The sequence below is a fragment of the Pseudomonas sp. NPDC078416 genome, assembly GCF_050268485.1.
Lineage (GTDB): Bacteria > Pseudomonadota > Gammaproteobacteria > Pseudomonadales > Pseudomonadaceae > Aquipseudomonas.
Genome location: NZ_JBNNGV010000002.1, coordinates 137,669 through 164,541, shown reverse-complemented (window position 1 = coordinate 164,541; position 26,873 = coordinate 137,669). Strand labels below are relative to the sequence as shown.

General features: G+C 54.5%; 25 protein-coding genes, 1 tRNA gene and 2 pseudogenes. 18 read left to right on the top strand and 10 right to left on the bottom strand.

From position 1 onward, the window contains the following. Positions 1 to 11 precede the first annotated feature (11 nt). The 4 genes from bamC (at position 12) to ACQKEN_RS04575 (ending at position 2,853) form a co-directional block, all read left to right on the top strand. Complete coding sequence (gene bamC, locus ACQKEN_RS04590) at positions 12 to 1,127, top strand: outer membrane protein assembly factor BamC (RefSeq protein WP_427684017.1); 1,116 nt, start codon at positions 12 to 14, stop codon at positions 1,125 to 1,127. After that, complete coding sequence (locus tag ACQKEN_RS04585) at positions 1,128 to 1,886, top strand: MBL fold metallo-hydrolase (RefSeq protein WP_065986758.1); 759 nt, start codon at positions 1,128 to 1,130, stop codon at positions 1,884 to 1,886. A 59-nt stretch (positions 1,887 to 1,945) separates the two neighbouring features. Continuing rightward, positions 1,946 to 2,659 (top strand): phosphoribosylaminoimidazolesuccinocarboxamide synthase, encoded by a 714-nt coding sequence (gene purC, locus ACQKEN_RS04580; RefSeq protein ID WP_427684015.1) that lies wholly within the window; start codon positions 1,946 to 1,948, stop codon positions 2,657 to 2,659. Positions 2,660 to 2,763: 104 nt separating this feature from the next. Beyond that, positions 2,764 to 2,853: transfer RNA gene (locus ACQKEN_RS04575), tRNA-Ser, on the top strand. A 97-nt stretch (positions 2,854 to 2,950) separates the two neighbouring features. Here the strand turns inward: ACQKEN_RS04575 and ACQKEN_RS04570 are convergent. Then, on the bottom strand, positions 2,951 to 3,142 hold the full coding sequence (locus ACQKEN_RS04570) for a YegP family protein (RefSeq protein WP_427684014.1): 192 nt from the start codon (positions 3,140 to 3,142) through the stop codon (positions 2,951 to 2,953). Positions 3,143 to 3,378: 236 nt separating this feature from the next. Between ACQKEN_RS04570 and ACQKEN_RS04565 the strand changes: the two genes are divergently transcribed. Beyond that, positions 3,379 to 4,251 (top strand): hypothetical protein, encoded by an 873-nt coding sequence (locus ACQKEN_RS04565; RefSeq protein ID WP_427684013.1) that lies wholly within the window; start codon positions 3,379 to 3,381, stop codon positions 4,249 to 4,251. A 271-nt stretch (positions 4,252 to 4,522) separates the two neighbouring features. On the opposite strand, the gene ACQKEN_RS04560 is transcribed toward ACQKEN_RS04565, so the two are convergent. Beyond that, on the bottom strand, positions 4,523 to 5,161 hold the full coding sequence (locus tag ACQKEN_RS04560) for a recombinase family protein (protein ID WP_427684012.1): 639 nt from the start codon (positions 5,159 to 5,161) through the stop codon (positions 4,523 to 4,525). A gap of 752 nt (positions 5,162 to 5,913) precedes the next feature. Between ACQKEN_RS04560 and ACQKEN_RS04555 the strand changes: the two genes are divergently transcribed. Then, complete coding sequence (locus tag ACQKEN_RS04555) at positions 5,914 to 6,756, top strand: hypothetical protein (RefSeq protein WP_427684011.1); 843 nt, start codon at positions 5,914 to 5,916, stop codon at positions 6,754 to 6,756. 599 nt (positions 6,757 to 7,355) lie between these two features. Here ACQKEN_RS04555 and ACQKEN_RS04550 read toward each other — a convergent pair. The 7 genes from ACQKEN_RS04550 to ACQKEN_RS04520 form a co-directional block, all read right to left on the bottom strand. After that, entirely contained in the window at positions 7,356 to 8,258 is a 903-nt protein-coding gene (locus ACQKEN_RS04550) for a hypothetical protein (RefSeq protein ID WP_427684010.1), read from the bottom strand. Between the two features lie 512 nt (positions 8,259 to 8,770). Beyond that, positions 8,771 to 9,058, bottom strand: a complete 288-nt coding sequence (locus tag ACQKEN_RS04545; RefSeq protein WP_427684008.1) for a hypothetical protein — start codon at positions 9,056 to 9,058, stop codon at positions 8,771 to 8,773. Beyond that, positions 9,058 to 11,235 (bottom strand): tape measure protein, encoded by a 2,178-nt coding sequence (locus ACQKEN_RS04540; protein ID WP_427684006.1) that lies wholly within the window; start codon positions 11,233 to 11,235, stop codon positions 9,058 to 9,060. Before ACQKEN_RS04540 ends, ACQKEN_RS04545 begins: the two co-directional genes overlap by 1 nt. Then, positions 11,235 to 11,639: a hypothetical protein gene (locus ACQKEN_RS04535; RefSeq protein ID WP_427684004.1), complete on the bottom strand. Its 405-nt coding sequence runs from the start codon at positions 11,637 to 11,639 to the stop codon at positions 11,235 to 11,237. The genes ACQKEN_RS04540 and ACQKEN_RS04535 overlap by 1 nt, the downstream gene beginning before the upstream one ends. A 211-nt stretch (positions 11,640 to 11,850) precedes the next feature. Beyond that, positions 11,851 to 12,363: a hypothetical protein gene (locus ACQKEN_RS04530; protein ID WP_427684002.1), complete on the bottom strand. Its 513-nt coding sequence runs from the start codon at positions 12,361 to 12,363 to the stop codon at positions 11,851 to 11,853. 139 nt (positions 12,364 to 12,502) lie between these two features. Continuing rightward, positions 12,503 to 12,799, bottom strand: a complete 297-nt coding sequence (locus ACQKEN_RS04525; RefSeq protein ID WP_427684000.1) for a hypothetical protein — start codon at positions 12,797 to 12,799, stop codon at positions 12,503 to 12,505. Positions 12,800 to 13,327: 528 nt separating this feature from the next. Continuing rightward, positions 13,328 to 14,839, bottom strand: coding sequence for a tyrosine-type recombinase/integrase (locus ACQKEN_RS04520; protein ID WP_427683998.1), 1,512 nt, complete (start codon positions 14,837 to 14,839; stop codon positions 13,328 to 13,330). Positions 14,840 to 15,767: 928 nt separating this feature from the next. Here ACQKEN_RS04520 and ACQKEN_RS04515 point away from each other — a divergent pair. The 6 genes and pseudogenes from ACQKEN_RS04515 to ACQKEN_RS04490 form a co-directional block, all read left to right on the top strand. Further along, positions 15,768 to 15,995 (top strand): annotated as a pseudogene (locus tag ACQKEN_RS04515) (RNase A-like domain-containing protein); the annotation flags it as partial. A gap of 6 nt (positions 15,996 to 16,001) precedes the next feature. Next, positions 16,002 to 16,373, top strand: coding sequence for a hypothetical protein (locus tag ACQKEN_RS04510; protein ID WP_427683996.1), 372 nt, complete (start codon positions 16,002 to 16,004; stop codon positions 16,371 to 16,373). A 193-nt stretch (positions 16,374 to 16,566) separates the two neighbouring features. Then, positions 16,567 to 16,697, top strand: a pseudogene (locus tag ACQKEN_RS04505) (Hcp family type VI secretion system effector); the annotation flags it as partial. 120 nt (positions 16,698 to 16,817) lie between these two features. Further along, positions 16,818 to 17,189, top strand: coding sequence for a hypothetical protein (locus ACQKEN_RS04500; protein ID WP_427683994.1), 372 nt, complete (start codon positions 16,818 to 16,820; stop codon positions 17,187 to 17,189). Between the two features lie 205 nt (positions 17,190 to 17,394). Then, positions 17,395 to 17,754 (top strand): hypothetical protein, encoded by a 360-nt coding sequence (locus tag ACQKEN_RS04495; protein WP_427683992.1) that lies wholly within the window; start codon positions 17,395 to 17,397, stop codon positions 17,752 to 17,754. Positions 17,755 to 17,989: 235 nt separating this feature from the next. Further along, positions 17,990 to 18,661, top strand: coding sequence for a class I SAM-dependent methyltransferase (locus tag ACQKEN_RS04490; RefSeq protein WP_427683991.1), 672 nt, complete (start codon positions 17,990 to 17,992; stop codon positions 18,659 to 18,661). A 56-nt stretch (positions 18,662 to 18,717) separates the two neighbouring features. Here ACQKEN_RS04490 and ACQKEN_RS04485 read toward each other — a convergent pair whose 3' ends face one another. Further along, complete coding sequence (locus ACQKEN_RS04485) at positions 18,718 to 18,948, bottom strand: DUF6555 family protein (protein WP_427683989.1); 231 nt, start codon at positions 18,946 to 18,948, stop codon at positions 18,718 to 18,720. Positions 18,949 to 19,345: 397 nt separating this feature from the next. On the opposite strand from ACQKEN_RS04485, the gene ACQKEN_RS04480 reads away from it, so the two are divergent. The 6 genes from ACQKEN_RS04480 (at position 19,346) to ACQKEN_RS04455 (ending at position 26,849) form a co-directional block, all read left to right on the top strand. Continuing rightward, on the top strand, positions 19,346 to 21,034 hold the full coding sequence (locus ACQKEN_RS04480; RefSeq protein WP_427683987.1) for an NAD-dependent malic enzyme: 1,689 nt from the start codon (positions 19,346 to 19,348) through the stop codon (positions 21,032 to 21,034). 132 nt (positions 21,035 to 21,166) lie between these two features. After that, entirely contained in the window at positions 21,167 to 22,792 is a 1,626-nt protein-coding gene (locus ACQKEN_RS04475; RefSeq protein WP_427683985.1) for a GMC family oxidoreductase, read from the top strand. 198 nt (positions 22,793 to 22,990) lie between these two features. Beyond that, positions 22,991 to 24,640 (top strand): phosphoethanolamine transferase, encoded by a 1,650-nt coding sequence (locus ACQKEN_RS04470; protein ID WP_427683983.1) that lies wholly within the window; start codon positions 22,991 to 22,993, stop codon positions 24,638 to 24,640. Further along, entirely contained in the window at positions 24,633 to 25,292 is a 660-nt protein-coding gene (locus ACQKEN_RS04465; RefSeq protein WP_427683981.1) for a class I SAM-dependent methyltransferase, read from the top strand. The genes ACQKEN_RS04470 and ACQKEN_RS04465 overlap by 8 nt, the downstream gene beginning before the upstream one ends. A 133-nt stretch (positions 25,293 to 25,425) precedes the next feature. Further along, positions 25,426 to 26,559 (top strand): ribonuclease D, encoded by a 1,134-nt coding sequence (gene rnd, locus ACQKEN_RS04460; RefSeq protein ID WP_427683980.1) that lies wholly within the window; start codon positions 25,426 to 25,428, stop codon positions 26,557 to 26,559. Beyond that, positions 26,556 to 26,849 carry a YcgL domain-containing protein gene (locus tag ACQKEN_RS04455; protein WP_427683978.1) on the top strand — a complete coding sequence of 98 codons (294 nt, stop codon included), beginning with the start codon at positions 26,556 to 26,558 and terminating at the stop codon, positions 26,847 to 26,849. Before rnd ends, ACQKEN_RS04455 begins: the two co-directional genes overlap by 4 nt. The last annotated feature ends 24 nt before the right edge of the window (positions 26,850 to 26,873 follow it).

Sequence of the window (26,873 nt, the reverse complement as noted above, 5' to 3'; positions counted from 1 at the left end):
AGCATTACGCAATGAAGCGACTGGCCGGACTTTCCGCACTAGCCTTGATTATCTCCAGCACCAGCGGTTGCAGCTGGCTTTTTGGCCAGGACGGTTATTTCCGCGATCGCAGCAGCGATTACCTGGAAGCGACCCAGAAGCCGCCGATGCAGTTGCCCGAAGGCGTTCAGGAAGTCAAACGCCTGGACCCGTTGCTGCCGATTCCGCGCAACGTCGCCGATGACACCCAGAAGGGTGAATTCACCGTGCCGCGTCCGCAACCGCTGACCACTGCTCAGGACTCCGGCGACTACACGCTGCAGAAGAGCGGCGACAACCGCTGGATTCTTGCCCAGCGCGCACCGGCTGAAGTCTGGCCTGTGGCGCACCAGTACTTTGAAGACAACGGTTTCCGCATCGCCGAAGATCGTCCGCAAACCGGTGAATTCAACACCACCTGGCAGCGCATGGACGAGCTGTCCGCATCGGTTGCCAAGCGCATGGGTTCGAGTGGCGATGCCGCCAACACCGAAACCCGCGTCCGCGTTCGTATCGAGCCGGGCGTGCAGCGCAACACCAGTGAAATCTATGTGGTCAGCGTGCAACGTCCGGCTGGCAGCAAGGATGAGCCTGCATTCCCGTCGCGCAGCACCAACGTCGGCCTCGACTCCGTGCTGACTGACGACATGCTGGCCAGCCTGACCCGTACTGCCGAGAAGGGCGGTTCAGTGTCCCTGCTGGCGGCGCGTGATTTCGACACCCCAAGCCGTGTTTCCCTCAGCGAAGACGGCAGCGGCAACCCGGTGCTGAACCTGGGCGCGGACCTGGATCGCGCGTGGTCGAGCGTCGGTCGTGCGCTTAACCAGGGCGACTGGCGCGTTGAAGACATCAACCGCAGCCTGGGCCTGTACTACATCAACCTGGCGGAAAAAGCCGACAAGCCTGAGAACAAGCCTGGCTTCCTCAGTCGCGTGTTCGGCAGTGAAGAGTCCAAGGAAGAGAAAGAAGCCCGCGCCGAGCGTTATCAGGTTCGCCTGAGCAAGGTCGGCGAAAACGTACAGGTAACGGTCGAGAAGAACATCAACACCGTGGCGCCGACAGAAGTCGCTCGTCGTGTGTTGAGCGTCATTCAGGACAACCTGGGTTAAGTGCGCTTCGCGGTTCTGGGCAGCGGCAGTCGCGGCAATGCCACGCTGGTTGCGAGCAACGACACGTACGTGCTGGTCGATTGCGGTTTCTCCCTGCGGGAAACCGAACGCCGGCTCGACCGACTGGGCGTCAGCGGCAAGCAGCTCAGCGCCATTCTAGTGACCCACGAACATGCCGATCATGTGCATGGCGTGGGTTTGCTGTCTCGGCGCTACGATGTGCCGGTGTACCTCAGCGACGGCACGCTGCGTGGCATGCGCAAGCCGGTCGAAGCCGGTCTTCGGCTGGTGGGCGGGCAGGGTCTGCGCATCGGCGGTCTGGATATCGACGTGGTGTCGGTGGCTCACGATGCGCTGGAGCCGACGCAGTTCGTCTTCAACGACGGGCGCCGGCGCTTCGGCCTGTTGACCGACCTTGGCTCGTATTGCCCGATGGTGCTCGACAGCTACCGCGGGCTCGATGCGCTTATGGTCGAGTCCAATCACTGCCGCGATCTGCTTGCGCGGGGTCAGTACCCCTACTTTCTCAAGCAGCGGGTGGGCGGTGATCACGGTCATTTAAACAATCATCAGGCTGCCAGTCTGGTGAACGAGTTGGGATGGCAGGATCTGCAGCACCTGGTGCTGGCCCATCTGAGCAGCAAGAACAACCTGCCGCATCTGGCCCGGCAATGTTTCGTCGACACCCTTGGGTGCGACGAGGACTGGCTACAATTGGCCGATCAGGATTCAGGGCTCGACTGGCGCGAAATCGCCTAGCGTCCCAAACGGGCGACTTGCCCCCATTATTCAGCCAGATTCAGCAAGCGGAGCCCATCATGGAAAAACGTGAAGAACTCTACCGCGGCAAAGCCAAGTCGGTTTACAAGACCGACGAAGCTGACCGCTTGATCCTTGTGTTCCGCAACGACACTTCGGCGTTCGACGGCAAGCGCATCGAACAGCTCGACCGCAAAGGTATGGTGAACAACAAGTTCAACGCCTTCATCATGCAGAAGCTGGAAGCCGCAGGCGTTCCGACCCAGTTCGACAAACTGCTGGGCGACAACGAAGTGCTGGTCAAGAAGCTCGACATGATCCCGGTCGAATGCGTCGTGCGTAACTACGCCGCGGGCAGCCTGGTCAAGCGCCTGGGCGTGGAAGAGGGCATGAAGCTCAACCCTTACACGTTCGAGCTGTTTCTGAAGGACGACGCCAAGGGCGACCCGTTCATCAACGACTCCCACGTTGTCGCTTTCGGTTGGGGCACCGCCGAGCAGCTGGTTCGCATGAAAGAACTGTCCCTGAAGGTCAACGAAGTCCTGAGCAAACTGTTCGACGACGCCGGGCTGCTGCTGGTCGACTTCAAGCTCGAGTTCGGCGTGTTCAGCGACGGCTCGATCGTCCTGGGTGACGAGTTCAGCCCGGACGGCTGCCGCCTGTGGGACAAAGAGACCCGCAAGAAAATGGACAAGGACCGCTTCCGTCAGGGCCTCGGCGATGTCATCGAAGCCTACGAGGAAGTCGCCCAGCGTCTCGGCGTACCGCTCTGATCCAGCGCTTCAAGCGGAAAACGCTGCAAGCATCTGAAAGAACGCGAAAAAATCCGTAAAAAGGGTTCGCGTTCTTCGAACGAACTGTTATGATGCGCGCCGTTGGAGAGATGCCGGAGTGGCCGAACGGGACGGATTCGAAATCCGTTGTACTGGCGACAGTACCTAGGGTTCAAATCCCTATCTCTCCGCCATTATTTGAAAAGCCTCGTAAGTCACTGATTTACGGGGCTTTTTTGTGTTCGATGGATTTCTCCTTTGCCCACTCAGTATGCCCACTCAAAAGAGATGTTACGAGTCATAGAATACTGCTGATGTTGACGAGGCCTGAAGTATTTCTACCGACCGCTCGCAGTCGGCGCGTGCAACGTAGCTTTCGCTGCTGCGGGCGATGGCCTTTCCATTGCTGGCGTAATAAATCCAGTACCACTGCCCTGAGCTATCTTTTTTCTGCCAATAACATGGATACGTGACCTGAGCCATGGTGTTGCCTCCTTAGTCTGTTGATGTGAGTCGTGAGCGTAGTGCAGTCGTCCAGAAAGGCAAGGTGCCATCACGTATTGGGGCGCTAAAAGCTGCTGGCTTACAGCGAGCATGCAATTAACGGCGATTCACCGTTGATGTAATCCGCTACCTTCCAGCAACACCCTCACCCTGTCGTAGCACCCGAATCGCTGCCAGCGTAAGCTCTCGCTAACGGCAAGGGTGAATATGACGCGATGACCAAAGACTACCTAAAGAACGAATTCGATAGCCTTGCCTCGAAGCTGTCGCAACTCAATCAGCACAAGTCACAAGCGAACAAGATATACGCAGAGCATCACAAGGCAATTCAGGAATTCCACGACCAGCTACCAGAGTGGGCGCTTGAGTTTCAGTACGGGATGGAACATCCATTCCATTTCAGGTGCCCATCAACCGGCGAAGACCTCATGCACAACGCTCCGGCGTTATCGCTGGAGGATCGCTTAGAACTGAATCTGCTTCAGAAACTGAAGACGTATCAGTGGCTTTTGGTGGAGGCGTACGAAGCCTTTGAAGACTTCGTCGAAAGAGCCTACGCGTATTGCGGCCTTGCTGGGATCGGCATATGGAAGCGTCCAGTTGACTGGAACCACCAGGGTTCGCACGACATCCAGCGATACCATCAACTCCCGACAAGGAAGGACCGGAAGCCGTACGCACAGCTTAGAGAGTTTCGAAGAGCGTCGAAGCATTTCGAGCATTTCGAATCCGAGAACCCGACGGGGGCAAATTACAGGGTGATACTCGTTCTGGTCGAAAAGCTAAGGCACTACATTGTCCACAATGGCGGATACTACGACGATGCTGGAACCCTAGCAGGCAGAGTGCATCAAGAGTTGCCGGATATGGACATGAAAAGCGTAATGGGGTTCGTGAACTCGTTCTTCATACCCCACGGCCACGGCAAGATAGTTGACTTGCTCGAATATCCAGCCGACCCAGAGGAAAAGAAGCCACAGGGCACATTTCATGATCCGATGCTTGGGTTCTTCAGAAATCTGATGGAGTACGGCCTCCTGATTTTCCAAACCATTCACATGGAAATTGAAGCGCGAAAGCATCAGTAACAGTTTTCTGGGAATACCAAATCCCCCCGCCGCGAGCAGGTCGGATGCTAAAGGCGATTGAACGTGCAGCCAGAAAAAATAATGTGGCGCCCTGGAGACGTCCGCAAAGCTATCAAACACGAGCCGACCCGGCCTCATAGCAATTCTCCAAAGGGAACCACAAATAAGCTTCTCAGCTGTTAAAGAGCGATGCCGCCAGAAGGCCCTGTAGGGCCACGTGGTGAGCGTTCATCCGTTGCACCTCCTTGGGTGTCGTCTGTTGCAGTAATGCTTAGGCATGATCCTGAGTGGTCTTAGCTTCACGTTTGATCCTGTACACCGTAGCAACGCCGCATTCAGCAAGCTTGGCCACGTCATCGGCGCTCATGTCTGGGTGCTTGGCTACCAACGCAAACACCTTCTTCCAGAGGTCGATGTTCTTCGTCTTACCTGTCGACTTCCACTCGGGATCGGCAGCCTTCTTGTTCTCGATGCCTTGCTTGATCCGCTCAACACGCTTTTCTTGGTCCAGCCGTGCCATGGTGGCCATCAGGTCCAACAGCATGTTGTTGATCACTTCCAGAATCTGCCCGGTGATGCCTTTGTCTTGCACCAGCATATGACTGGTGGGCAGGTCAGCGATAACCAGACGCAAGCCTTTGGCTTTGATTGTGGTCTTCAACACTTCCCAATCATCCTGTGACAGACGTGATAACCGGTCCACGCTTTCGCACAGAAGGATTTCGCCTGACTTGGCGTTATCCAGCAGACGCATCAGCTCGGGACGCTGAAGCTTGGTGCCGCTGATGTTCTCGGCATACACGCCAACTACACCCAAGCCTTTCTCAACCGCAAACGCTTCCAGCGCCACTTTGGCACGGTTCGCGTCTTGGTCTTTGGTGCTGGCTCGGAGGTAGAGGTGGGCGTTCATGGTCGACTATCCTTTGGCATCTGTTTCGATAGACCAATGATAATACGATCATATGGGTATCACCTAACCCTTTATGATAGTGCCCGACGGGCGGTTATCGCACTACCATATGAGTAGACCTAAACGATAGCTATCAGGGTCGACTGTAGGGAGGTGCCATAGCAATTATCTCCCCTGCTGGTGTGGTTGAGACCTCTGTGTATCTGTCGGGACCCGAGATGCCATTGCATACGACCTGCTCCAGGATGAGTAAGCGTTCGAAGGCCTTTAGGTCATTGCCTTCGACCTCAGACTGGCCGTTGTGGATTCTTAGGAGAAGGTCATTTTGCTGTTCAAGGGACGACATAGCCATCTGTATCTCCATGGGTAGTAAGCATGCTGGCTGAGCATAGCCATGGCGCCCGAACCTTGCCCAATGGTTTCAACCGGCTGGCACCAAGAAGATGCTGTGGATTCCGCCTTTTGGAGCGCACAAATGACGTTTTCGAACCGGGAATGCCATTTTCAACAAGAAAACCGTTAGCGAGGCATCAATCACAGGCCCCCGCTTAGCACCGCATCAACAGAAGCCACGTAGTTACTGGGCTACAGACGTGCTACAACTTCTACTGTAGTCGACGTGGCCCGCCGTAACAAGGGTATTGACCCTATTTCATGGGGATTTCAGGGGATTAAATCGAATTATCTGCACACGTTGTCCCAGGACGTGAAGCGCCGCCATACTGACTCGACATCATCAAGGATGGACAAGCATGGCACTGGATATAGTCGTTGATACGAATCAACTTCAGAGTGCCCGGCTGCGGGCGTTCCTTGAAGCTTCGACTGCGAACCGAGCGGTGCTAACAGACTACGCTGCAATGGAGATCCACCAAGGCGATGCAGTGAAGAGCATTTGCAATGCCATGAGGATACTTACTGACTTCCCTACGCAGGTTCTTGTCCTTAGAAACACACAGTTCATCTGCCAACTCAGCGGCAGAGCAGCCGGGCTACAACGACGCTTGATCGACCGAAGTCTGACATCCGGATTTCCTGACTACATCCGCAAACTCGACGCAGCAGAGCGTGGACATCACGCCCTGAGAGAGGAAATTAAATCGAAGGCTGCTGATGCCCGGCTCCAGCTAAATAGAATGCTCGCGGATGCGGCAGACGTGGCGAAAATCTTTGACGACCTCGCGGTGGACTTCGACAAGGAAGAGCGCCGTAGAATCCGGGATGGTGAGCCATTTACTTCGAAGATGGTAGACACACTGATCCGGGCAGTAATGGATGTCGCGATTGTCCTGTTCAGGAGTCATCCACGGTCGCCGCGAGTTCCTTCATTCAAGGAGTTACCTAACACGTTCATCTTTCGTAATTCCCTATGCTGCTACCTTCTTGCCCTTCAGTGGGCTTCCACTGGCGGCGCTAAGGATGTGAAGGACCATAAGGTGCGGAATGACATGGTGGACTCCCATTTCATCACCTATGCAACATACTTCGATGGCTTGCTGACTTCCGATGCGAAAGCATTGCTGCTCTACAAGAGAGCCAAGGAAGTGCTGGCAGCTACTCACAGCGCTGCTGTAAAGTCCGGCTGCATTCATTGAACCCCGAATTCTGTGGAAGGACCCATCATGAAATACATTTGCACATTCACACTTCTATTGCTCGCCCAAGCAACATATGCGGCTGACCCTGCGCCTATCCCTGATCCCTACGGTGGTCCTGATAAGCGCCCAGAGAAGAGTGAGAATGTCACTGGCTACTTGAACGAAGACGGTACTTCTACCACTACGGCAGTGATCATTTACGCCGATGGTCATAAGGAATTCTGCATTACCCAAATGGTACGGCCTACAGCGGATCCACGGCGGTGGAAAGTCACCGGCGAGAAGTGCACACGTATCCTTTCGTACCTGAAATAACGGACTGGCTGGGTGAAAGACTTCGCCAGAAGGGACAGATAGGCTGATAGCGCTGCTATCGTTTGGGTCATGCCAGCGCCATGGCGCGATGTCATTGGCTCTGCACTGTGAATCTCCCCCGGATTATTACCCACGCCGGATGGCGATTTGGCCCAATGAATACGGGGGCTTAGTCTGGGATGGCGGATAGTTATGTAACGGATAGAACGAGAGCAGTAGACGTGTGTTTCACCTTTTGCTCGGCGCAAAAAGATGCCCCACCATCACTGGCAGGGCATTGGTTACGCGGCAACTGGCAGCATCCATGAGGGAAGCAAGTACCGTAGACCGTTGTTGTCGAAGTCTTTCACCTTGCATGTGATCCGCTCCAGTAGATTGCCTGTGATGCTCTCCAGCACGACTGGGTTGATGTCCCTACCGTGCAGGATGTTGAAGAAGAAATACTCGTCTTCGCCAAGGTCCAGCGGTTCCCTGAAGTAGCATGAAGCCTGCTCCACCTGCTCAAGGCGCTTGAGCACAGCTGCCAATTCTGGCCGATAGGCCAGGAGCCGGGTTGTCTCAGTAATCAGCAGCGATAGAGGGTCCATAGTGTGTACGTTGGACAAAACAAAGGTGTCCTGTCCTGTCACCGCTTCGAGCAGCTTTCGCAGGTCTTGGGTGCTGGTGCTCCTGTTGTCGAATACCTTCAGCCATGCAGCATGGTTGGGATTGTTCCGATCTAACAGCGCCTCCAGCTTCTCAAGGTATGCGTGCCGCTGACTCGGTGCCAGCTTGGCTACCTTGTCGAACTCAGCCCACACGCCCCGACCAATGCAGTCAAGCATCAGCGACATGATGTCGGCGTCTGTCATCCAAGGCTTGATGTCCCACCTTACCGACCTATGTGCTGGGCTGATAAACTCGCCGCCTCCTAACCACTGGTTACCGTGCTGACGATTGAGGTCGGCATTACCGATCACCAGATTAGCGGGAACAAACTTCCCGACATGACGTTGGCCCTTGACTGGGTACACGTGGCAAAACTGGTACTCACCGAAGAAGCGTGATCGCCCGTTGACTGCCTGTTGAGTCTTGAGCATGGCCCGTAACTCATGTAGCTGGTCGACAGTGATGTACTGAACAATCTGCACGGTTCCCGCTTGCTTTGCATGACGAAGCAACAACTGCACGAACGGGTTGCTCATGGGAAACGCTTTGGGCTTGCGTACCTTCTTCGTAACTCTCCGATCAACCCCATTACGTCGAGCACGTTTGCAGTCATCGCTACATGTAAGCGCTGTTCTTCGCACTGGTTTGAACTTGGCTTTGCACACAGTGCAAGTCTTGCGAGTGTCTTTGTTAGACTTTGTTGTTGCGGGTGTTACTGGCGCCATCTTGGGTCGCTCCTTGGGTCAATTGTGTTGTGCCGTTGATGGCGATGAATTCGTGTCTACACCCAGAGCCGCAAAATGCTGTCGCCTTGAATGTTAGAAAACCGATGCCACATTGTTTACAGTGGCAAGTTCGCTGGTTACGTGGTCTATGAGTCATGCTGCAAGCTCCTGTAGTGCGTTGTGGGGCGTTTGGCTTAATGAGACATACCAGCGTGGAGCCCCATGCTCGTTAAACGTTATATGACGCCATACAGGCCGCCCTAACTTCTGTGATAATTCATATGCGGCATGCATGGCATCCGCTGCATTCGTATACTTTTTGTTCATTGCCTCTCCTGTAGAATGGGCGAATCATGACGTGCATTGTTGAGTTCAATGGCACGTTTGATTTCGTTGGTTGTTTGGATTCGGTCGTGCTGCATTTCACGCTGAATCTGGTTGTACAAACCCTGAACGCTCGCACTGGTGAAAGCACGGGCGTTCTGTTCAGCCAGCAACGAGTATTCCCGAACCATGTCGTTACTGTGAACTTCCAGATAAGCAATGGCCCCGAGACTGGCTACAATCTGAAGAACCATGCAGAGCACTAATGCTTTCAACCACCTAAGCATTACTCTGTATCCTGCGGCATTTCATACTGGTTAAGCAGGTCTCTAAGCGCCTCCTTCGTCTTGTCAGTGACACCAGTTTCAACAAGACGGCTAATCTCTTCAGCAGTTGCACCAGTTTGAGCGTTCACCGTTACGTTATTCGTCACATTGATCGGTGTGTTGTTATTGTTCACCGTTGACGACTGCGCACGTGAAGGCGATTCACCAAAGATTCGCTGTGCAGCTCTGAAGGATAATTCTGGTGGCGACATCGGCTGCATGTTCCGCATGATCTGGTGAAACCTGCCGTCAATCTCTGGCTGCTCAAACTTCGACATATCAAGCTGTGGCAAACTCAATGCACCAGTAAGATCAAGTTGTGCTGCTCGCATCTTAGTCGCTGGGCCTTCAGTGTAGTCTGAAGCTCCTGTAAGGAAGTTGTAGAGGCGATCTATTGGGTCTTGCTGCTTTGCCTTACTTGAATCGACATTAACGCCTGTGAGAGCTTGTAGGTCGATTGCAGGCTTGTCTGGACTAAGAGCATCAATCTTTGCAGCGTTGGTTTGTGATGTCCCATCCTTGTTAAATACCCAGCCAAGGGCTGAAGTCATCAACTTGTTCAAAGCAATATCCAAGTTAGCGGATGTTTGCTTGAGCGGTGCCATAGCTTCATTCAGTTCCATCTCAGAGCGGATGCGTTCATTGATAGCACCGATCAACTCTGGATTTTTGTCTACGCCCTGCTGTTGCAGGAACTGCTGGTTACTCAGTCTTGTAGCGTTCGCATCAATAGAATCAGATTGACGTTGAATCGCAGCAGCGTTTTCTTTAACGAACAGCTCGATACCCTTGGTAAAATCAACACTCTTGAGATTGCCAGCCGTTGTACTGGCACGGAAGTCTTTCTCTAAGTTGCCGTCGAGCTTGTGTTTGTTACGTGCTGCCCATGCACGTTTAATCGGTTCAATCAATAGCGGAGCTGCTTCTGTGAAAGTGTTCAAGTCTTCACGGTCGCCCTGACTCTTGCCCATGATTTGCTGTAGCTGCAAGTTAGCTCGTGTTTGTTCTTCACGAGTCATACCGGCACCACGGAAGGCCGCTTGGCGAGTTTCGAAAGTGTTAACAGCTTTGGTTAGGCTGCTGCCCCTTGCCGTCTCAGCCATAACGAACGTTCGGAATACCTTTGCACTCTCAATATCAAGGGCGGTGCCATATTTCTGACCGATACGCACAAATTCGTCGGCGACGATCTTTTGATTGGCTGGGTTGTTACCGCCAGCTTGAGCCAGTACGTTCGTGAACTGCTGACTACCCGAGACACGTTCTTGCGTAGCACTCATGCGCTCGCCAAGGGCGTTGATAGCGGCGACGATTGCAGAAGCCCCGGCAGCGGCACCACCTAAGGCTAAACCTGCTGTACCGAGGCCCAGGAACCCGCCAGACGGCTCCGGCTTGTTACGGTTGGCTTCCCACTGCTGTTGGCGGGTCTGAGCCCACTGGAAGCGTTCTTGACGCTGTTGGTTTGCTACGTCCTGACGCTGGGCTCGTACCTTTGCTGCTTGCTGCGATTCGACAAACTTCTGAGCCTGACGCTGACCACGTTCCCGAGCTTGCTGCATCGACTGCTCAAGCTTCTGTGTCGCCGTCATGGTGCGTTGCTGTTGGGCTTGCAGGTTAAGCGTGCGTTGCACCTGTTGGGCGTGCATGGCCTCGATGCGGGCCTGTCTACCCTTAGCCTGTGTCAAAGCATCTTGGTTCTTAATGGCCTGCCCCTGCACCTTGAGCCGGGCTTGTTCTGCACGCTGCTCCTTGGCTGCAAGGACTGCCATTTGCTGACGATCCTTCAAGGTTTGCGTGGTGAGAAAGGCAGATTCTCGCTGTCCGGCGAACTGGAGTCTCTGGCCTGCAAGTTCTGCTGTGAACGTGGCACGACGTGCCTTCTGTAGCAGCACCTCGCCACGTAGCTCACGATCCAGAGAAGTGCGGACTTGCTTGTCCAGCTTGTCACGGGCCGTGGTGTCAACTTTGATGCCCATCTTTGTCCCAAGCTTCTGTTGAAGCTGGTCGGCTTGTTTACTCATCGCCATCATGCGTTGGCGAGCCTGTTCAATCCCACGCTGAAAGCGCTCAAGGCCGCTTAGATCGACGTGGAAGGCAAGTTGTCCAACAAGCTTGGCGATTGTTTCTTGATTAATCATTAGCAACTACCCCCGAAGGAATGCTTCACGGATGGCGCTGCGTACTCTTGTAGTAGCTCGTCCACTTCAGTTTTGAACTTGAGTGTGCTAACCCCTTCATATACCACCTCGCCGCATTGGAACAACTTGCGTTGCTTGCCCTTGGCTATAAACGCGAAGACGTAGGATGTTACAGCGGGCGTTCCAGATATCAGAACACTGATGAAGTTGCCACAACGAAACCATGCCAGCTTGTAAGCGGCGTTATCACCCAGCTTTTTGATGTCTGTACGAAGGGCATTAAAGACTCTCTGAGGGTCCAGCTTGTCTGCCGCGATGGTGAAGATGGCGTGACGTTGAAACTCTTTACTTGTTACATCGCTGATGCGAGCCAGCAATTGAATCGGTACTACATGTCTTTTCATTCGGTATCCTTACGCGTAGCTTCCATAAGTTTAATAACGTACTCCGGGATCCCCTGTAGGCGTGCCAGAGCGATTCTTGTATCAAGAGGCAACACATATGCTGCCTTCGTTACTTCGACCTCTACAGGCGCTTGTAGAGGCTCCTGTGGCTCGGTAAGTAGAGGGCTGTCGGGCTGGTATTTCAGCAGCAATGCACGTGTCAGGGCGTCTATCATTTTGCACCCAGTGCTTGACGCACTTCTTGTGTAATACGATCACGACGAGCTTGGTCAGAGTCCGCTTGTTGTTTCTGCTCAAGACGAATCTCGCGCTCTACTTGTGAATCAATTTCTCGCTGAAGGATGGCAGCGTTATAACTGTCGATCTCTGCACGGTATCCTTGCTCTACTTGCTTGAACACTTCAATCAAGTCTTTCTGAATTTCAGTCTCTGGACGAGTCATGAAAAATTCAAACGCGAGAGGCCCGACAGCGGCAATTTCAAGAGATTCGTGCAGCGCGTACCCTTGGGCCTGCTTTTCTACGAAGGTAGGCAGCACATAATAAATGCTGTTGCAAAGGATCGGTTCAATCGCTCCCTTCACCACCAATGCCCCGGTGTTGAACCTGCTGACTTCTTGAGCCGTAGCGGCACTGACGCCATTGACACGTGTTCTAAAGCAAAGCTCTTCTGCTTTCTGGCGGGTGATTAGTTCTTTCTTGTCGAATTGCTTGAGTACGCTCATTTTGTTTTTCCTGTGATTGGTGGGTTAACCGTCTGTTGCTGCCTGAACCAAATTCTGTGGCAGTCGAGAGAACATGTCTTATGCTCGCTGTTTGCTGGAAAGCTGTTAAAGCAGATGACGCAGCGGATGTACGGAATTCTCATAGCTGAAGCTCCTTATGTTTACTGGTGTGTAGTTTTTCGATTGCAGCGATCAATTCATCACCGCAGGTTTCAAGAACTGTTTGTCTCAAACTGTTGTGGTCAATGTCCCGAGGGATATCGGCGATGGTGACAGTCACGCCACCAATTCGAATATCGAGACTTGATTTGTGTTCGAGACGCTCGCGGCGGATTCGCTGATAACAACGAGGTCCGCAGGTTGGTGTACTGGTTAAGCGTCTTGTTTCTACTGGTTTGCCACATGACGAGCACGGGCGTACAACTGGATTAGCCATTCGGCCTCCTTGTTTGTTTAATTGAATAATTGAGGGCACGCAAAAAAGAACAGGCCGAAGCCTGTTCAAAGAGTGTGGAGAGGAACGCCAACACTTCAGGAATTTTTAGTCTCTTGGCCGATGATAAGGCGGCTTGCGACGGAGACTGACGCCGCGACAAAGTTACCAGCTCTGTCTTGCAGTAGTCGCCCCACATGACTGCTCGCATGCGCTTGAAGGTATCGTAAGACCTTGGACTACATGCCCGAACACAATCAACCTGAGAAGAGGCAGGTGATTGGTACGGGCGATGATTTGGGGAAACTGGGGAAAGGTGCGAGAGGCGGAGTCTTGCTGTTTTTATTTCTCTACCTTGTACACTATTGTCTCACGGAAAGTGCGTTTTGTCAATATGACAAGCACACTTCCTGCATAAAAATCAAACTATTTCTTTACTGTCTTCAGGCACTAACCCCGGCCCTGCTATATCTCCGGGGATCATCGCCGAAAACGCGAAAAGTTGTCAGTCCAGCAACTTCTACGGGGTGATCAATCGAACGTGAAGTGGAGTTTCTGAATGGCTTCCAACTTTTGCTTCGGGCTGGCTCCTTCGTCGTATACATCGAATGTAACAAGACCCGTTTCGTGTCCGACGATGTTTGCGACAGTTGGGCCGGGCACGCCTGCACGTAGTAGTAGCGTGACGACCATAGACCGTACGCTATGGAACACGTGCTGTTTGCCGAATCCCTGTGCGGTCTTCAGCCGCCCAAACGCTTTACTCAACGAGTCGGACCGAATGCCGTACTTGTTTCCTGCCGAACTCGGTAGCAGGTATCCATCTGTACTGTCTGCAATCAAACGATCTACGGTAGTCGTCAGGGCAGGGTGGATGGGTATCTCCCGAATGCCTGCGGCGGTTTTACTGTCGTCAATCTTGAAGCTCAGGACACCTTCAACTTTTACCACCGATTCCTTCCGAAGCTGAGCAAGTTCCTCGATGCGACAACCGGTGTGGGCGCCCAGGACGATCAAGTCACATAGTGTCTGGTTGTCTTCATCCTTTGCGACTATATATAGCTGCTCGATTTGCTCAGTAGTGAATGCCTTTCTCGCCGCTTCTACTTTTGCCTTACCTCGTACCTTGGGCAGAGTCTGGCCCCTGAATGGATTGTCCTTCCCGGCGAAACCTTCACGCCATCGGGCGTCATGCTTTACGGCCCAGAGCCAGAAGGTTGAACCTGCCAGCAGATACTGAGCCTTGGTTTTACTCGACAATGACATCGACTCAAGCCATGCACCTACAAGGTCTGCATCGAGTGGTTTACCTTGATCCCGTAGGTAGTCAGAAAGCTTTTTCAGTTTGCTTTCCTGCTGGTCGATAGTCTTGGCCGCGATGCCTGACTTCTCTCGGAACGCCCGGAACGTTGAAAGACGGGAGGGGGTTATCGGAGATACCGGTTTGTAGGCAGACGGGGTCCGCAGGATGTCGCGAGCTTCGATGATCTCGGACGGCGACAGTCCGTGGCTGCGCTCCGCCAGTTGTATCACCGCATCCTCCATAATCGCCGCTTCCTGCTTCACTCGCTCCACTGGCATAGCTGGGTCCATGGCAAAAGCGGTGCGTAGGCGGTCGGTGAACCCAATGGCTCCCTGTTTCTCCACCATTCGCAGCATGCCCAGCAACAAGTCCTGTTCTCGACCGGGCCTTACTGCATCACCTGCAATCTCGCTGAATATGCCGGTGTTCGGATTCGTAGGATGCTTGACTGCCTTAAGCAGGCTTTCGTCCAGCATTTGCTCCAGCCGCTTCCCGCCTTCTGCAAGAGCAGGTCGCCACACGTCACGGCCTGCCGCTTTCGCATCTTTCGCTTCCCGAATCTGCTGCTTCCACAATGCGATGATCGGCAGGCGCCTATCCATCGCCTCAGACTTGTTACTGGTGCCTGTTGTTTTAACCAACTTGGTCAAGCCGCCGAATGCACTGCGCACCTCGACGGGTACGGTCAGGCGTACATACCAAGTGCTTTCACTCGGTTTCTGGAAGAGGAAGGTAGCCATCAATTTTTCCCTGTGGTTTGCCCACTCACTTTGCCCACTATTGGGTCTGAAAGGCAATAGGCACGAGGTTTAAAGGGGACGAGGGCAGCGATATGAGAGTCCCTATCTCTCCGCCATTATTTGAAAAGCCCCAGAAGTTATGCTTCTGGGGCTTTTTCGTTTCTGGCGTTTGGAAAGGGATACGGAGGGTGACTCTCACACCGCCGCGAGCTTTGCGTCACTACTGAGATGTAAGCGGTTTGCATCGCGCTCGCCCTCGATAAAACCTCGGCCACTGCTTGGTAGCGAATGATTTTGGGGCTGGCGCCGGCGTTAGAGAGGTTTATGCCTGATTGCGCCCTGTAGGCACTGTCTGATTCTTACGCTGGAGGCGGTTTTAAGGCTGGCATACGAGTAATAACGAAGGTAAGGTTTCATTTCTAACGTTTTGAATGTTGCGATTGATATGTCTAAGGTAACAGTGAGGATTAAATTTTTTGAATATAACCATATGCCTTATTTCATAATAACTGCTTTCCCGACGTTATGAGGTTTTAATTGTGGCATACAGATTAATAACTGAGTTCATTTACGAAGTGGGAGAAGGTGTAGGCGAATTTCTTACTGATGATGAGAAGGCGGTGTTCAAACGAATAGAATTAGATGAGATAGTTAGGGGATACATAGATGATCGAAATTTGTTGAACGTATTTTTTTAAAAAGACAGATAAAAAGCTACATTAAAAACCATATGACCCCAGAGGGTCTAGAATATGTAGATCCTCCGTTTGGACAGGAAACTTCTTTCGTTGAGGATTATTTCGAAGGTGATTTATATTTTTTTCTGAAAAATGTTTTGAGCTTGCTTGATAAGGAATTCAAAAGTCGCATGCGTAATAAATTATTAAGGACTGCCGGTGGCTAGTGGGCTGAATGAGCAGTTAGTCAGGTCTTAAAGGCTAATAGACTAAAAATCCAAATGTTGTCTAAAGCTAGATTTTTACTTAAAGAGCAGCGCCTTGTTTTGGTAATGGATCTGAACGAAATAATTGGCAGCGGTGTCCTGCGTTCAGCTCCAGAAAAATTAGTCAGCATGAGCAAGGTGAGGGTTGTTATTCAATACGAAGAATATAACTTTATGCCTGCTTATATTGTCACTGCTTTTCCCATTCCGTGAGGATGAATGAGACAATATAATAGTCTTATCAAGTTTCTGCTTGAGCTTGGTACAGCTATTCAGGATTACCTTCCTGAAGATCAGCGTACCAGCCCTATGTCGCTCACAGAGTTTCTTGAGTTTTGGACGGGCAAGAAGTCTTGCTATGAAGTCGGTATATTACGAAGTGATATTAAATCATATCTTCGTAAGCATGCTCAGGGGGATTACTCGGTTGATGAGTTATTCTTTTACTACGATATCGGTTTCGTAGAAGAGCGATTCGGTTGTGAGGATTCAGAGTTGTTAGCTCAAATTCTGGGTGTGCTCGACGTGCATATTGAATTGAGAAGAAAGAAAGCGTTAAAAAAATATTTGGGTTGGTTTGGTTTTAAATAGGAAGGGGCATGAAGATTTAGGCGTCTGCTAAAGATTCTGACGGTAATGTCCTTGAGGACGGTCGGCTAAAATTTTTCTTCGTCTGGCAAGTCCTTAAGATGACGCGAGAGAGCCCCTTTTATTTCAGCGCTCAGACCGTCTTCAGTACCCATTCCCCCACTGATTGCCTTGGTGATTCGGCAGGGGTCGGAACCCAGTTGAAGTGGTCACCCTGAATTACGGTCGTATCAATGTCGAGTACTCACAACAGGGCGTTCAGGCGGTGGCAGTGCGGATATCGTTTCTGGTGGTTGGGACAGGACCGCTAACAAGCCATCTGCGTAAGGAGCGCGCCCTATGTCGGACGATGGGTCGTTTTCAGCTAGCTTGAAATCTGAGAACCTCAGTCGAAGGCTCAGGCCCCCTGAATACAGTGTCACTTCTTCGCAACCTCAAGAGGTATCCATGCGCGGCTATATGGAACTCATCGACTTCATGAAGCATCTGGCTGACGGAGTGCTCGATTATCTGCCTGAGGATCAGAGGGTAGGACAGCTCACAGTGGATCAGGTAATAGAGGAATGGATGAAAGGTAAGTCGTATTTTGCAGCACGTTCCCTCAGGAATGATCTCAAAAGCTATATAAAGCTCTACAAGTCCGGAGACTATTCCGTAGATGAAATATTGTCGTGGTACGACCTTTCGTTCATTCCAGAAAGGTTTGGCTGTGCAGAGTGGGAATTGTTCACAAGCATATTGTGTTCAATCGACGCCCATATTGAGAGAAAACAAAAAGATTTTTTGATCAAGGTCTTTGGCTGGTTAGGTTTCCGCTAGGTCAAGTCAGCCCCGGGCTGGGGAATGCCTCGTCACCTTGACCGGAGCTTTACATTTCCCAACCCCCGCTTACTGTGGATCTCACACCCCTCACCTGTGAAGATGACTAAGGTTAGAGTTGTCATCGAGTTCGCTGAGTTTAACCACATGCCAGCTTACATTGTCACAGCGTTCCCTATACCTTGAGGTAGTAATGCGCGGATATATGCAATTAATAGACTTTATGCAAGACCTGGGAGATGGGATCCTCGATCACCTGCCGGAGGAGCTAAGGGTGGGAGTGCTGAGCGTCGAAGAGATAGTTAATCTCTGGATGCAGCGGAAATCATATTTTCAAGCTCTTTCTTTAAGGCGGGACATAATTTCCTACGCAAAACGTTATGAGGCGGGGGACTATTCTGTTGATGAGGTTTTTGATGATTTTGATCTGTGCTTTATCCCGGAGAGGTTTGGTTGTGAAGAGCATGTGTTCCTTATTGGGCTTCTTGGATTGTTAGATTTTCATATTGAAAGAAAAAGGAGGGACCTTCTTCTTAAATATTTTGGGTGGATGGGTTACAGGTGATGCACTCCCATCCCGGATTTTCTTCCCAATGATGAACTCGGCGGTCGTGTCGACCTGAGATTATTCAGTAATTGATGGACTCCTACGACATCGGTCATGGAGCGTTAGCGATTGGGTACCCGGCACTTTACTTTTCCCAACCCCCGCCTACTCTCGATCTCAAGCCCCTTCACGGTACAAGATCGCTTCACGCCCACCCCCAATCCCTCCATCCTTCCCGCCAGTCAGAGAAGCCATGATCACCATCCAAGAGCTCAACGATTTCATCAGCAACCCGGAACTCAATGACTCGATCGCCCAGGTCTGGACGTTGATCGGCAAGCACTTCGAGCAGGCGCAGAGCACGTTGCCGGCGGAGCGGGCGATGCCGCGCAAGGAGTTGTCGTTTCACGATCATGTGCGGTTACTGGGTTATCTGGCGCTTCTGGTTGAAGGCATTCCGGGCGACGTGGTCGAGATTGGTGTCTGGAAGGGCAAGTCGCTGGTGCTGATGAATGAAGTCTGCAACCGCGAGCGCCGCATCATCGGGATTGACCCCTTTGAGCTGCCCAATCAGTTTGAAGAGTTCAGTTATTACCAGGAGAACCTGTTCTCGAACGCCTTGGTGCTGAGGGGCTATTCGGAATTGTGTGCGGAGCGTTTCTACAACCTGTCGCCGAAGGTGGCGCTGTTGCACATTGATGGCGGTCACGCAGGGCGCAATGTGTTGCTGGATTTCCTGCTGTATTCGCCAAGCGTCGTACCCGGGGGATTTATCGTGTTCGACGATTACGGTGACTTCCAGCACTCACCCGAGGTAGGCCCGGCGGTCGATTTGCTTCGCGCGACTGGCTATTTCAAGGGCTTCCACGTGATCGGGTGCGTGCATGGCTTTGAGACGAGCTATGTAATTCAGCGAGTGGGATAGGGCCAGCGAGATTAAGCAAGAAAGGCAGCGGGGGGATCGGCGTGGAGGACAAGCACTCAGGCCCACTCCGCCCAGCGCACCGCCGTCAAACCATACCGCCGACCATGGGCGATCAGCGCTGTCAGCTCTTCCCGGGTCTTGGACAGATTGTGCAGTACGCCGATGCCTGCGTGGAGGCAGGCGTAGTACCAGGCATCGGCTTCGCTCAGCGCTGAATCGGGTTGGAGGAATACTCGGTGCTCGCCCAGAAAGCGGTAGTGGATGCGAAAGATGCGCTGGCCTGACATTAATATCTCCGATTTGATATCAATGTGACTGCAATGGCTCATAGCCAGTTCAATGTGTAAGGCATTTCGTCCATCGTTCGAGGGTGACCATGGCTCGAAGACCTTTGCTCGAAACGGTCAAACCGCTACAGCAGCGTTTTCACCGTGACCCGTCGCGCGCTTTTTGTTCCCGATGCAAGGGCATTTCCTGACCGATCAGACGACTTGGCGCCATCATTTGGCAATCGATGGGCGACAAAATGTCGCAATCGATTTCAGGCGAGTAAGATAGGCACCCTGTTTTTACCCCCCTATTTCTTCGGACGGATCCTGCGTTGAGCGTCGTGTACATCGACCTCCGGGGCATCGTTTCGACGACGTATTGATAGAGCAAACAGAGAAAAGGCGATCACTGCAAATGACCAAGAACTCGCGACCTTTATATATTTCCTATGCCGGCCCTTCGTTGCTGGAGATGCCGCTGCTCAACAAGGGCAGTGCGTTCACACCGCAAGAGCGCATCGATTTCAACCTGGTCGGCCTGTTGCCGCAGAATGTGGAAACCATCGAAGAGCAGGTCACCCGCGTTTACAACCAGTACCAGCAATGTGCGAGCGACCTGGATAAACACATTTATCTGCGCTCGATCCAGGACAACAACGAAACCCTGTTCTTCCGCCTGCTGGATTCGCACCTCGACGAGATGCTGCCGATCATCTACACCCCGACCGTGGGTCAGGCATGTCAGGAATTTTCGAAGATCTACCGCACCCACCGCGGGCTGTTCATCTCCTACCCCGAGCGCGACCGTATCGACGATATCCTGCGCAGCGCGACGAAAGATCGCATCAAAATCATCGTGGTGACGGACAGCGAGCGCATCCTCGGCCTGGGCGATCAGGGCATTGGCGGCATGGGCATTCCGATCGGCAAGTTGTCGCTGTACACCGCATGCGGCGGCATCAGCCCGGCGTATACCTTGCCGATCGTGCTCGACGTGGGCACCAACAACAAGGAGCTGCTGGACGACCCGATGTACATGGGCTGGCGCCACGAGCGCGTCACCGGCAAGGAATACGACGACTTCATCGCGCTGTTCATCGAGGCAGTGCAGAGGCGCTGGCCGGACGTGCTGCTGCAATTCGAAGACTTCGCCCAGACCAACGCCATGCCGTTGCTGGAAAAGTATCGCGATGAGTTGTGCTGCTTCAACGATGACATTCAGGGCACCGCGTCGGTTGCCGTGGGCACCTTGCTGGCGGCATGCAAGGCCAAGCATGAAACCCTGGGTCAGCAGCGGGTCGTGTTCCTGGGCGCGGGTTCGGCGGGTTGCGGGATTGCCGAGCACATCATTGCGGCCATGGTCATCGAAGGCCTGAGCGAAGCCGAAGCGCGCAAACGCGTGATGATGGTGGACCGCTTCGGGTTGCTGACCGACAGCATGGATAACCTGCTGGACTTCCAGAAGAACCTCGCGCAGAAGTCTGCCGACGTGGCCGGCTGGGCGAGCGGCGAGGGTTCGCCCGAGTTGCTGGACGTGGTCGCCAATGGCAAGCCGACCGTGCTGATCGGCGTGTCCGGCCAGCGCGGCCTGTTTACCGAGCAAGTCATCCGCGAGATGCACAAGCACTGCGCCAAGCCGCTGGTCATGCCGCTGTCCAACCCGACCTCTAAGGTCGAAGTCACGCCGCAGGAAGTGCTGACCTGGACCAACGGCGACGCGCTGGTCGCGACCGGCAGTCCGTTTGCCCCGGTCACCGTAGGCGATCGCACTTTCCACATCGCGCAGTGCAACAACTCCTACATCTTCCCGGGCATTGGCCTGGGTGTTGTGGCGTCGAAAGCCACGCGCATCACCGACAAAATGCTGATGGCCGCTTCCAATGCCCTGGCGGAATGCTCGCCGATGGTGACGGGCAAAGGTGACGCTGTCCTGCCGCCGCTGAAAGAGATTCAACAGGTGAGCAAGAAGATTGCGCTGGCCGTCGCCAGGCAGGCCCAGGCTGAAGGCGTGGCGCTGGAGACCACCGAAGAAATGCTCGTCGAAGCCATCGAGCGTAACTTCTGGATGCCGAACTACCGCAGCTATCGCCGCAGCGCGGTGTAGTCGGAACCGTCTCTGACGTAAAAAGCGCTTCAACCGGACCGCCCCATGGAAACATGCGGCGGTCTTTTGTTTTGTGGCGAAAAACTTCAGGATGGGTCCTGCATAAAAACAAAAAATATCAGCGAGGGACGCATGCAAACGGACGTCAGTCTTTATGACTACATCATCGTCGGCGCAGGGCCGGCCGGGTGCCTGCTGGCCAATCGGCTGTCGCAGAATCCTGCTCACCGGGTCCTGTTGCTCGAAGCCGGCGGTCAGGACAATTACGCTTGGATTCATGTGCCGGTGGGTTACCTCTACTGCATCGGCAATCCGCGCACCGACTGGTGCTTCAAGACCGAAGCGGAGCCCGGCCTTGGCGGGCGGGCGCTCAACTACCCTCGCGGCAAAGTACTGGGCGGGTGCTCGTCCATCAACGGCATGATCTACATGCGCGGCCAGGCCCGGGACTACGACGGATGGGCGGAGCAGGGCAATACGGGCTGGGGCTGGCAAGACGTCCTGCCGATCTTCAAGCGCTCGGAAAACCACTACGCCGGCGACTCCGAGCTTCATAGCGCGAAAGGTGAATGGCGCGTCGAGCAGCAGCGTCTTTCATGGACCTTGCTGGATGCGTTCCGTGAGGCGGCGGCGCAAACCGGTATCCCTTCGATCCCGGACTTCAACGGCGGCGACAACGAAGGGTGCAGCTATTTTCAGGTCAATCAACGGCGCGGTGTGCGCTGGAATGCGTCCAAGGCATTTCTGCGGCCGGCGTTGAAGCGACCGAACCTGACGGTAATCACAGGCGCGGAAGTGTCGCGCGTGGTGTTCGAAAACAGTCGCGCCAGCGGGGTACTTGCGCGCGTCAACGGGCAGGAACAGACGCTTCGCGCCCGGCGGGAAATCATCCTTTGCTGCGGCGCCATCGGGTCGCCCATGGTCCTGCAACGCTCCGGCATCGGGCCGCGGCCACTGCTGGAAAAGCTCGGCATTGGCGTTCGGCATGAGCTGCCCGGCGTCGGTGCGAATTTGCAGGATCACCTGCAGTTGCGCCTGATCTACAAGGTGAGTAACGGTCAGACGCTGAATCAGATGGCCGGCAGCTTGTGGGGCAAGATGAACATGGGCCTGCGCTATGCCTTCAATCGCAGCGGTCCGTTGGCGATGGCGCCGAGTCAGTTGGGCGCCTTTGCACGTTCGGGACCGGAGCAGGCAAGCGCCAATCTCGAATATCACGTGCAGCCCTTGTCCCTTGAGCGCTTCGGCGAGCCACTTCACGGGTTCCCCGCATTCACCGCTTCAGTGTGCGATTTGCGCCCGCAGAGCCGTGGCACGGTGGAGATCCGTTCGGCCCTGGCCGATGCCGCGCCGATCATCAGGCCGAATTATTTGAGTCACGAAACCGACCTCAAAGTGGCTGCGGACGCGATTCGCCTGACCCGTCGCATCGCCGCCGCACCCGCGCTCGCTCGCTTCGAGCCGGTCGAGTACCTGCCTGGCGCGAGCCTGCAAACCGAGGAAGAGCTGCGTGAGGCGGCCAGCGTCGTCGGCACGACGATCTTTCACCCGGTCGGCACTTGCAAGATGGGGCAGGGCCGCGATGCCGTGGTCGACGAACGCCTGCGCGTGCACGGCATCACCGGCCTGCGCGTAGTGGATGCGTCGATCATGCCCAATATCACCTCGGGCAATACGTGCTCGCCGACCGTGATGATCGCCGAGAAGGCGGCGCAGATGATTATTGAGGATGCAGCGGCGCAGGCCCGCTCGGCATAAAGCTTGTTCAGCTACCGAAGACCCTGACTGATTTCCTGCGGCTTGTACCGCAGGATCCTTCTTTGAAAAGCAACAATCCCACCCCACCAATCGTTCTCATCCTTTTCACAAAAAATTGATGGCCCGGTGCCTAAAGTTCGCAGCATCGGCGGGGTTCCTCCCGCGTTTATATTCTCATTTCCAGCCAAGCAGACTTTTATGCTCAACGTAAAAGCAGTTCGTCCCGAGCTTGTGACATTGCTTGCCAGCGCCTTTTTGTTGGTCGGGTTTAACCTGACCCTCTGGCAGCATCTATTTGCAATTACCGATTCTGACGGTAAGGGCCTGTTGTTGCGTGGTGCTTTTGCATTAATGGTTTTTTGCGTCTTCAATATCTTCTTCACGTTACTCGCGTTCAAGCGTGTATTGAAACCCGTGCTGATCTGTCTCTTTTTTATCAGCGCCGGTGTGGCTTATTTCATGAGCCAGTATGGCGTGATGATTGATTCGGGCATGTTTCGAAACTTCGCTGAAACCAATGCCACGGAAGTGCGCGATCTTCTTTCGTTGAAGTTACTCGGTTACTTGTTTTTTCTGGGCGTTGTGCCGTCGTTCATTCTTTTCAAAACACCGATTGCCTATCGCCGCTGGCCTCGAGAGTTGCTCAGCAAGGCGCTGGTGTCCGTTGTGTGCGCGGTCGCCATTGGCGGCGTGGCGCTGTCGAATTACCAGGGGCTGTCGTCGCTGTTTCGCAATCATCACGAGTTGCGCCTGATGGTCGTGCCGAGCAACTACCTTGCGGCGTCCGTGGGTTACTTGAGCGAGCAGGTCAAGTCGGCGCAGCGGCCGTTCGTGAGCATCGGTCAAGACGCCAAACTTGCCAGCGACTGGCAGCAGCACAAGCGCAAGTCACTGACCGTGCTGGTCGTGGGTGAAAGTGCCCGGGCGGAGAACTTTGGCATCCTGGGTTATAACCGCGACACCACTCCGCAGCTGAGCAAGGAACGCGGCCTGCTCACGTTTACGGATGTGCACTCCTGTGGCACGGAGACGGCGGTGTCGGTGCCGTGCATGTTTTCCAACATGGGCCGCAAGGATTACAACGCCACGACCGCGCGCAATGAGGAAGGCGTGCTCGATGTGCTGAAACGCGCCGGGCTGGATGTGATCTGGCGCGACAACCAATCGGGCTGCAAAGGCACCTGCGATCGGGTGACGATGCAGGACGTCAGCAACTTCAAGGATCCGGCGTTGTGTGCCAACAACGAGTGCCGCGATGAAATCCTGCTGCAGGGCCTGCAGCACTTCATCGACACGCTGGACAAGGACACCGTGCTGGTACTGCATCAGATGGGCAGTCATGGTCCTGAGTACTTCAAGCGTTATCCAAAAGAATTCGAGAAGTTCACCCCGGTGTGCGAAAGCAATGCGCTGAATAATTGTTCCCGGGAAAGTATCGTCAACGGTTACGACAACACATTGCTGTACACCGACCATGTACTGGCCTCGCTGATTGATATCCTGCGCAGCAATCAGGGCAAAGTAGACACGGCCATGGTGTATCTGTCCGACCACGGCGAGTCACTGGGTGAATACAACCTGTTCCTTCACGGCACGCCTTACATGCTGGCCCCCGATCAGCAGAAACATGTTCCGATGATTGCCTGGTTCTCCGAGAACTATCAGCAGTCATTCGCAGTGGATACTCATTGTCTGCAAAAAGAGCGCAACGCGCCTCTCAGTCAGGACAACTTGTTTCATTCGATGCTGGGCCTGCTGCAAGTGCAGACCAAGGTCTACAACCCGGCGCTGGACATGTTCGCGGGCTGTCGGGGGATTTATACGGACGGGGTACTGGCCAATGAGTGAGCCCCTCGGCAAAAAGGTGCACGTCGACGATTACGTGCGCCGGCATGAACACACCCTCAGCCGACGTCTGAGTCTCTGGCGCGATGCGCAGCTGGCACGGATAGCCTTGCGCGATGCGGGCGAACCCGGGCTGGTGCTGGACTTGCCGTCGGGCTCCGGGCGTTTCTGGCCGGTGCTGGCCGAACACGCCAATCGGGTGATCCTCGCGGCCGATCCGTCTACCGACAGGCTGGCGCTCGCCGAGGCGCAGTCATCCAGCGAAGTGCGCAAGCGCATCCGCACGTTCCAGAGCTCGGCGTTTTCCATCGGCCTGTCCGCCAACGCCGTGGACTGCATCTTCTGCATGCGGTTGTTTCATCACCTGAATGACAGCGACAAACGCGCCGCGATTCTCGACGAGTTTTACCGGGTCACCCGCGACACGGCTATCGTCGGGTTGTGGGTGGATGGCAACGTGAAATCGTGGCGTCGCAAACGTCAGCAAGGTCGGCTGGAGGTGGGTATGTCCGCCCCACGCAATCGATTTGTGGTGTGCCGCAGCGACATCGAATCCGAGTTCGCGCGGGCGGGTTTCAGGATCGTCGATCACCACGACTTTCTTCCCGGCTACGCCATGTGGCGGGTGTACGTGCTGCGCAAGGCCGACCAGTGATCGGATGGACGGTCGTCGGCGCGGCGGCTATTTGCGCGCTTCAAAGATGAAGTTGTTCGAGACTTGCAGGACGGATGCCCGGTAACCGCTTGTAGCGATATATACTGCGCGCCATTCTTCGAGGGAGAGCCGTGTGGCCATCGATATTCACTGGATTCGCGACGACCATAGCCTCGCCGAACATTGCGCACAGTGGCAGACACTGCCCTACGTCGCGCTCGACACCGAATTCATGCGGGTCGACACCTTCTATCCCATCGCCGCGCTGTTGCAGATCGGCGATGGTTCACGCGCTTACCTGATCGACCCGTTGCTGATAAGCGACTGGAAACCTCTGGCCGCGCTGCTGGAAAGCCCTGACGTCATCAAAGTCGTTCACGCCTGCAGCGAGGACCTTGAGGTGCTGCTGCGCCTGACCGGCAGCCTCCCGGCGCCGCTGTTCGACACGCAACTGGCGGCGGCCTACCTGAACCTCGGGTTCTCGATGGGTTATTCGCGTCTGGTCCAGGAAGTGCTGAACATCGATCTGCCCAAAGGCGAGACGCGTTCGGACTGGCTGCAGCGGCCGCTTTCGGAAACCCAGATCAGCTACGCCGCCGAAGACGCCGTGCATCTGGCCGAGGTATACAACCTGCTGCGTCCGCGTCTGTCCGATGAAAAGTATGCGTGGGTGTTGGAGGACGGTGCCGAACTGGTCGCCAATCTGCGCCGCGAAACCGATCCTTATGACGCTTACCGCGATGCCAAGCTGGCGTGGAAGCTGTCCCGCGCGCAACTCGCCGTGCTGCGTGAACTCTGCGCCTGGCGCGAGCAGCAGGCGCGCCTGCGTAATCAGCCACGCAACCGCATCCTGCGCGAACATTCGCTCTGGCCGCTGGCAAAGTCCCAGCCAGACAACCTCGCCGCGCTGGCGAAAATCGATGATATGCACCCCAAGACCGTGCGTCAGGACGGCGAGTTTCTGCTCGACCTGATCAAGAAAGCCGGCAGCGTGTCGCCGGATCTGTGGCCGCCTGCCTTGCCGGAGCCGCTGCCGATCGAAGCCTCCAACGTGCTCAAGAGCTTGCGTGCCATCGGCCAACAGCAAGCCGAGCGCCTCGACATGGCGCCGGAACTGATGCTGCGCAAAAAGACCCTCGAAGCCCTGCTCAAGACCGGTTACCCAGACGGTCCCTATAAACTGCCCGATTCGCTGCGTGGCTGGCGCCGCGAATTGATGGGCCAGATGCTGCTAGACAGCCTGGCCAACGCCGGAGAACAGCCTTGAAACGTATTTGCTCCATCTACCGTAGCCCGCGCAGGAACGAAATGTACCTGTATGTTCTCAAGAGTGACGCCCTGGAGCGTGTGCCCGAGGAATTGCTGGCCGCGTTCGGCAAGCCGCAGCATGCCTTCAATCTGGTGCTGTCGCCGGAACGCGCCCTGGCCCGTGAAGACATTCACGCAGTGCTCGCCAATCTGGACAAGCAGGGTTACCACCTGCAGATGCCACCGGCAGAAGACGATTACATCGAGCACCTGCCTGAAGAGCTGCTGCGCCGCAACGATCCGATGTGATCGATTTCTGACCCTGCAATCCAC

What these genes read in the sequence shown, in the direction of transcription:
- bamC (WP_427684017.1), top strand. Translation starts at nt 12, where the DNA reads ATGAAGCGACTGGCCGGACTTTCCGCACTAGCCTTGATTATCTCCAGC.
- purC (WP_427684015.1), top strand. Translation starts at nt 1,946, where the DNA reads ATGGAAAAACGTGAAGAACTCTACCGCGGCAAAGCCAAGTCGGTTTAC.
- ACQKEN_RS04570 (WP_427684014.1), bottom strand. Translation starts at nt 3,142, where the DNA reads ATGGCTCAGGTCACGTATCCATGTTATTGGCAGAAAAAAGATAGCTCA.
- ACQKEN_RS04565 (WP_427684013.1), top strand. Translation starts at nt 3,379, where the DNA reads ATGACCAAAGACTACCTAAAGAACGAATTCGATAGCCTTGCCTCGAAG.
- ACQKEN_RS04560 (WP_427684012.1), bottom strand. Translation starts at nt 5,161, where the DNA reads ATGAACGCCCACCTCTACCTCCGAGCCAGCACCAAAGACCAAGACGCG.
- ACQKEN_RS04555 (WP_427684011.1), top strand. Translation starts at nt 5,914, where the DNA reads ATGGCACTGGATATAGTCGTTGATACGAATCAACTTCAGAGTGCCCGG.
- ACQKEN_RS04550 (WP_427684010.1), bottom strand. Translation starts at nt 8,258, where the DNA reads ATGAGCAACCCGTTCGTGCAGTTGTTGCTTCGTCATGCAAAGCAAGCG.
- ACQKEN_RS04545 (WP_427684008.1), bottom strand. Translation starts at nt 9,058, where the DNA reads ATGCTTAGGTGGTTGAAAGCATTAGTGCTCTGCATGGTTCTTCAGATT.
- ACQKEN_RS04540 (WP_427684006.1), bottom strand. Translation starts at nt 11,235, where the DNA reads ATGATTAATCAAGAAACAATCGCCAAGCTTGTTGGACAACTTGCCTTC.
- ACQKEN_RS04535 (WP_427684004.1), bottom strand. Translation starts at nt 11,639, where the DNA reads ATGAAAAGACATGTAGTACCGATTCAATTGCTGGCTCGCATCAGCGAT.
- ACQKEN_RS04530 (WP_427684002.1), bottom strand. Translation starts at nt 12,363, where the DNA reads ATGAGCGTACTCAAGCAATTCGACAAGAAAGAACTAATCACCCGCCAG.
- ACQKEN_RS04525 (WP_427684000.1), bottom strand. Translation starts at nt 12,799, where the DNA reads ATGGCTAATCCAGTTGTACGCCCGTGCTCGTCATGTGGCAAACCAGTA.
- ACQKEN_RS04520 (WP_427683998.1), bottom strand. Translation starts at nt 14,839, where the DNA reads ATGGCTACCTTCCTCTTCCAGAAACCGAGTGAAAGCACTTGGTATGTA.
- ACQKEN_RS04510 (WP_427683996.1), top strand. Translation starts at nt 16,002, where the DNA reads ATGAGACAATATAATAGTCTTATCAAGTTTCTGCTTGAGCTTGGTACA.
- ACQKEN_RS04500 (WP_427683994.1), top strand. Translation starts at nt 16,818, where the DNA reads ATGCGCGGCTATATGGAACTCATCGACTTCATGAAGCATCTGGCTGAC.
- ACQKEN_RS04495 (WP_427683992.1), top strand. Translation starts at nt 17,395, where the DNA reads ATGCAATTAATAGACTTTATGCAAGACCTGGGAGATGGGATCCTCGAT.
- ACQKEN_RS04490 (WP_427683991.1), top strand. Translation starts at nt 17,990, where the DNA reads ATGATCACCATCCAAGAGCTCAACGATTTCATCAGCAACCCGGAACTC.
- ACQKEN_RS04485 (WP_427683989.1), bottom strand. Translation starts at nt 18,948, where the DNA reads ATGTCAGGCCAGCGCATCTTTCGCATCCACTACCGCTTTCTGGGCGAG.
- ACQKEN_RS04480 (WP_427683987.1), top strand. Translation starts at nt 19,346, where the DNA reads ATGACCAAGAACTCGCGACCTTTATATATTTCCTATGCCGGCCCTTCG.
- ACQKEN_RS04475 (WP_427683985.1), top strand. Translation starts at nt 21,167, where the DNA reads ATGCAAACGGACGTCAGTCTTTATGACTACATCATCGTCGGCGCAGGG.
- ACQKEN_RS04470 (WP_427683983.1), top strand. Translation starts at nt 22,991, where the DNA reads ATGCTCAACGTAAAAGCAGTTCGTCCCGAGCTTGTGACATTGCTTGCC.
- ACQKEN_RS04465 (WP_427683981.1), top strand. Translation starts at nt 24,633, where the DNA reads ATGAGTGAGCCCCTCGGCAAAAAGGTGCACGTCGACGATTACGTGCGC.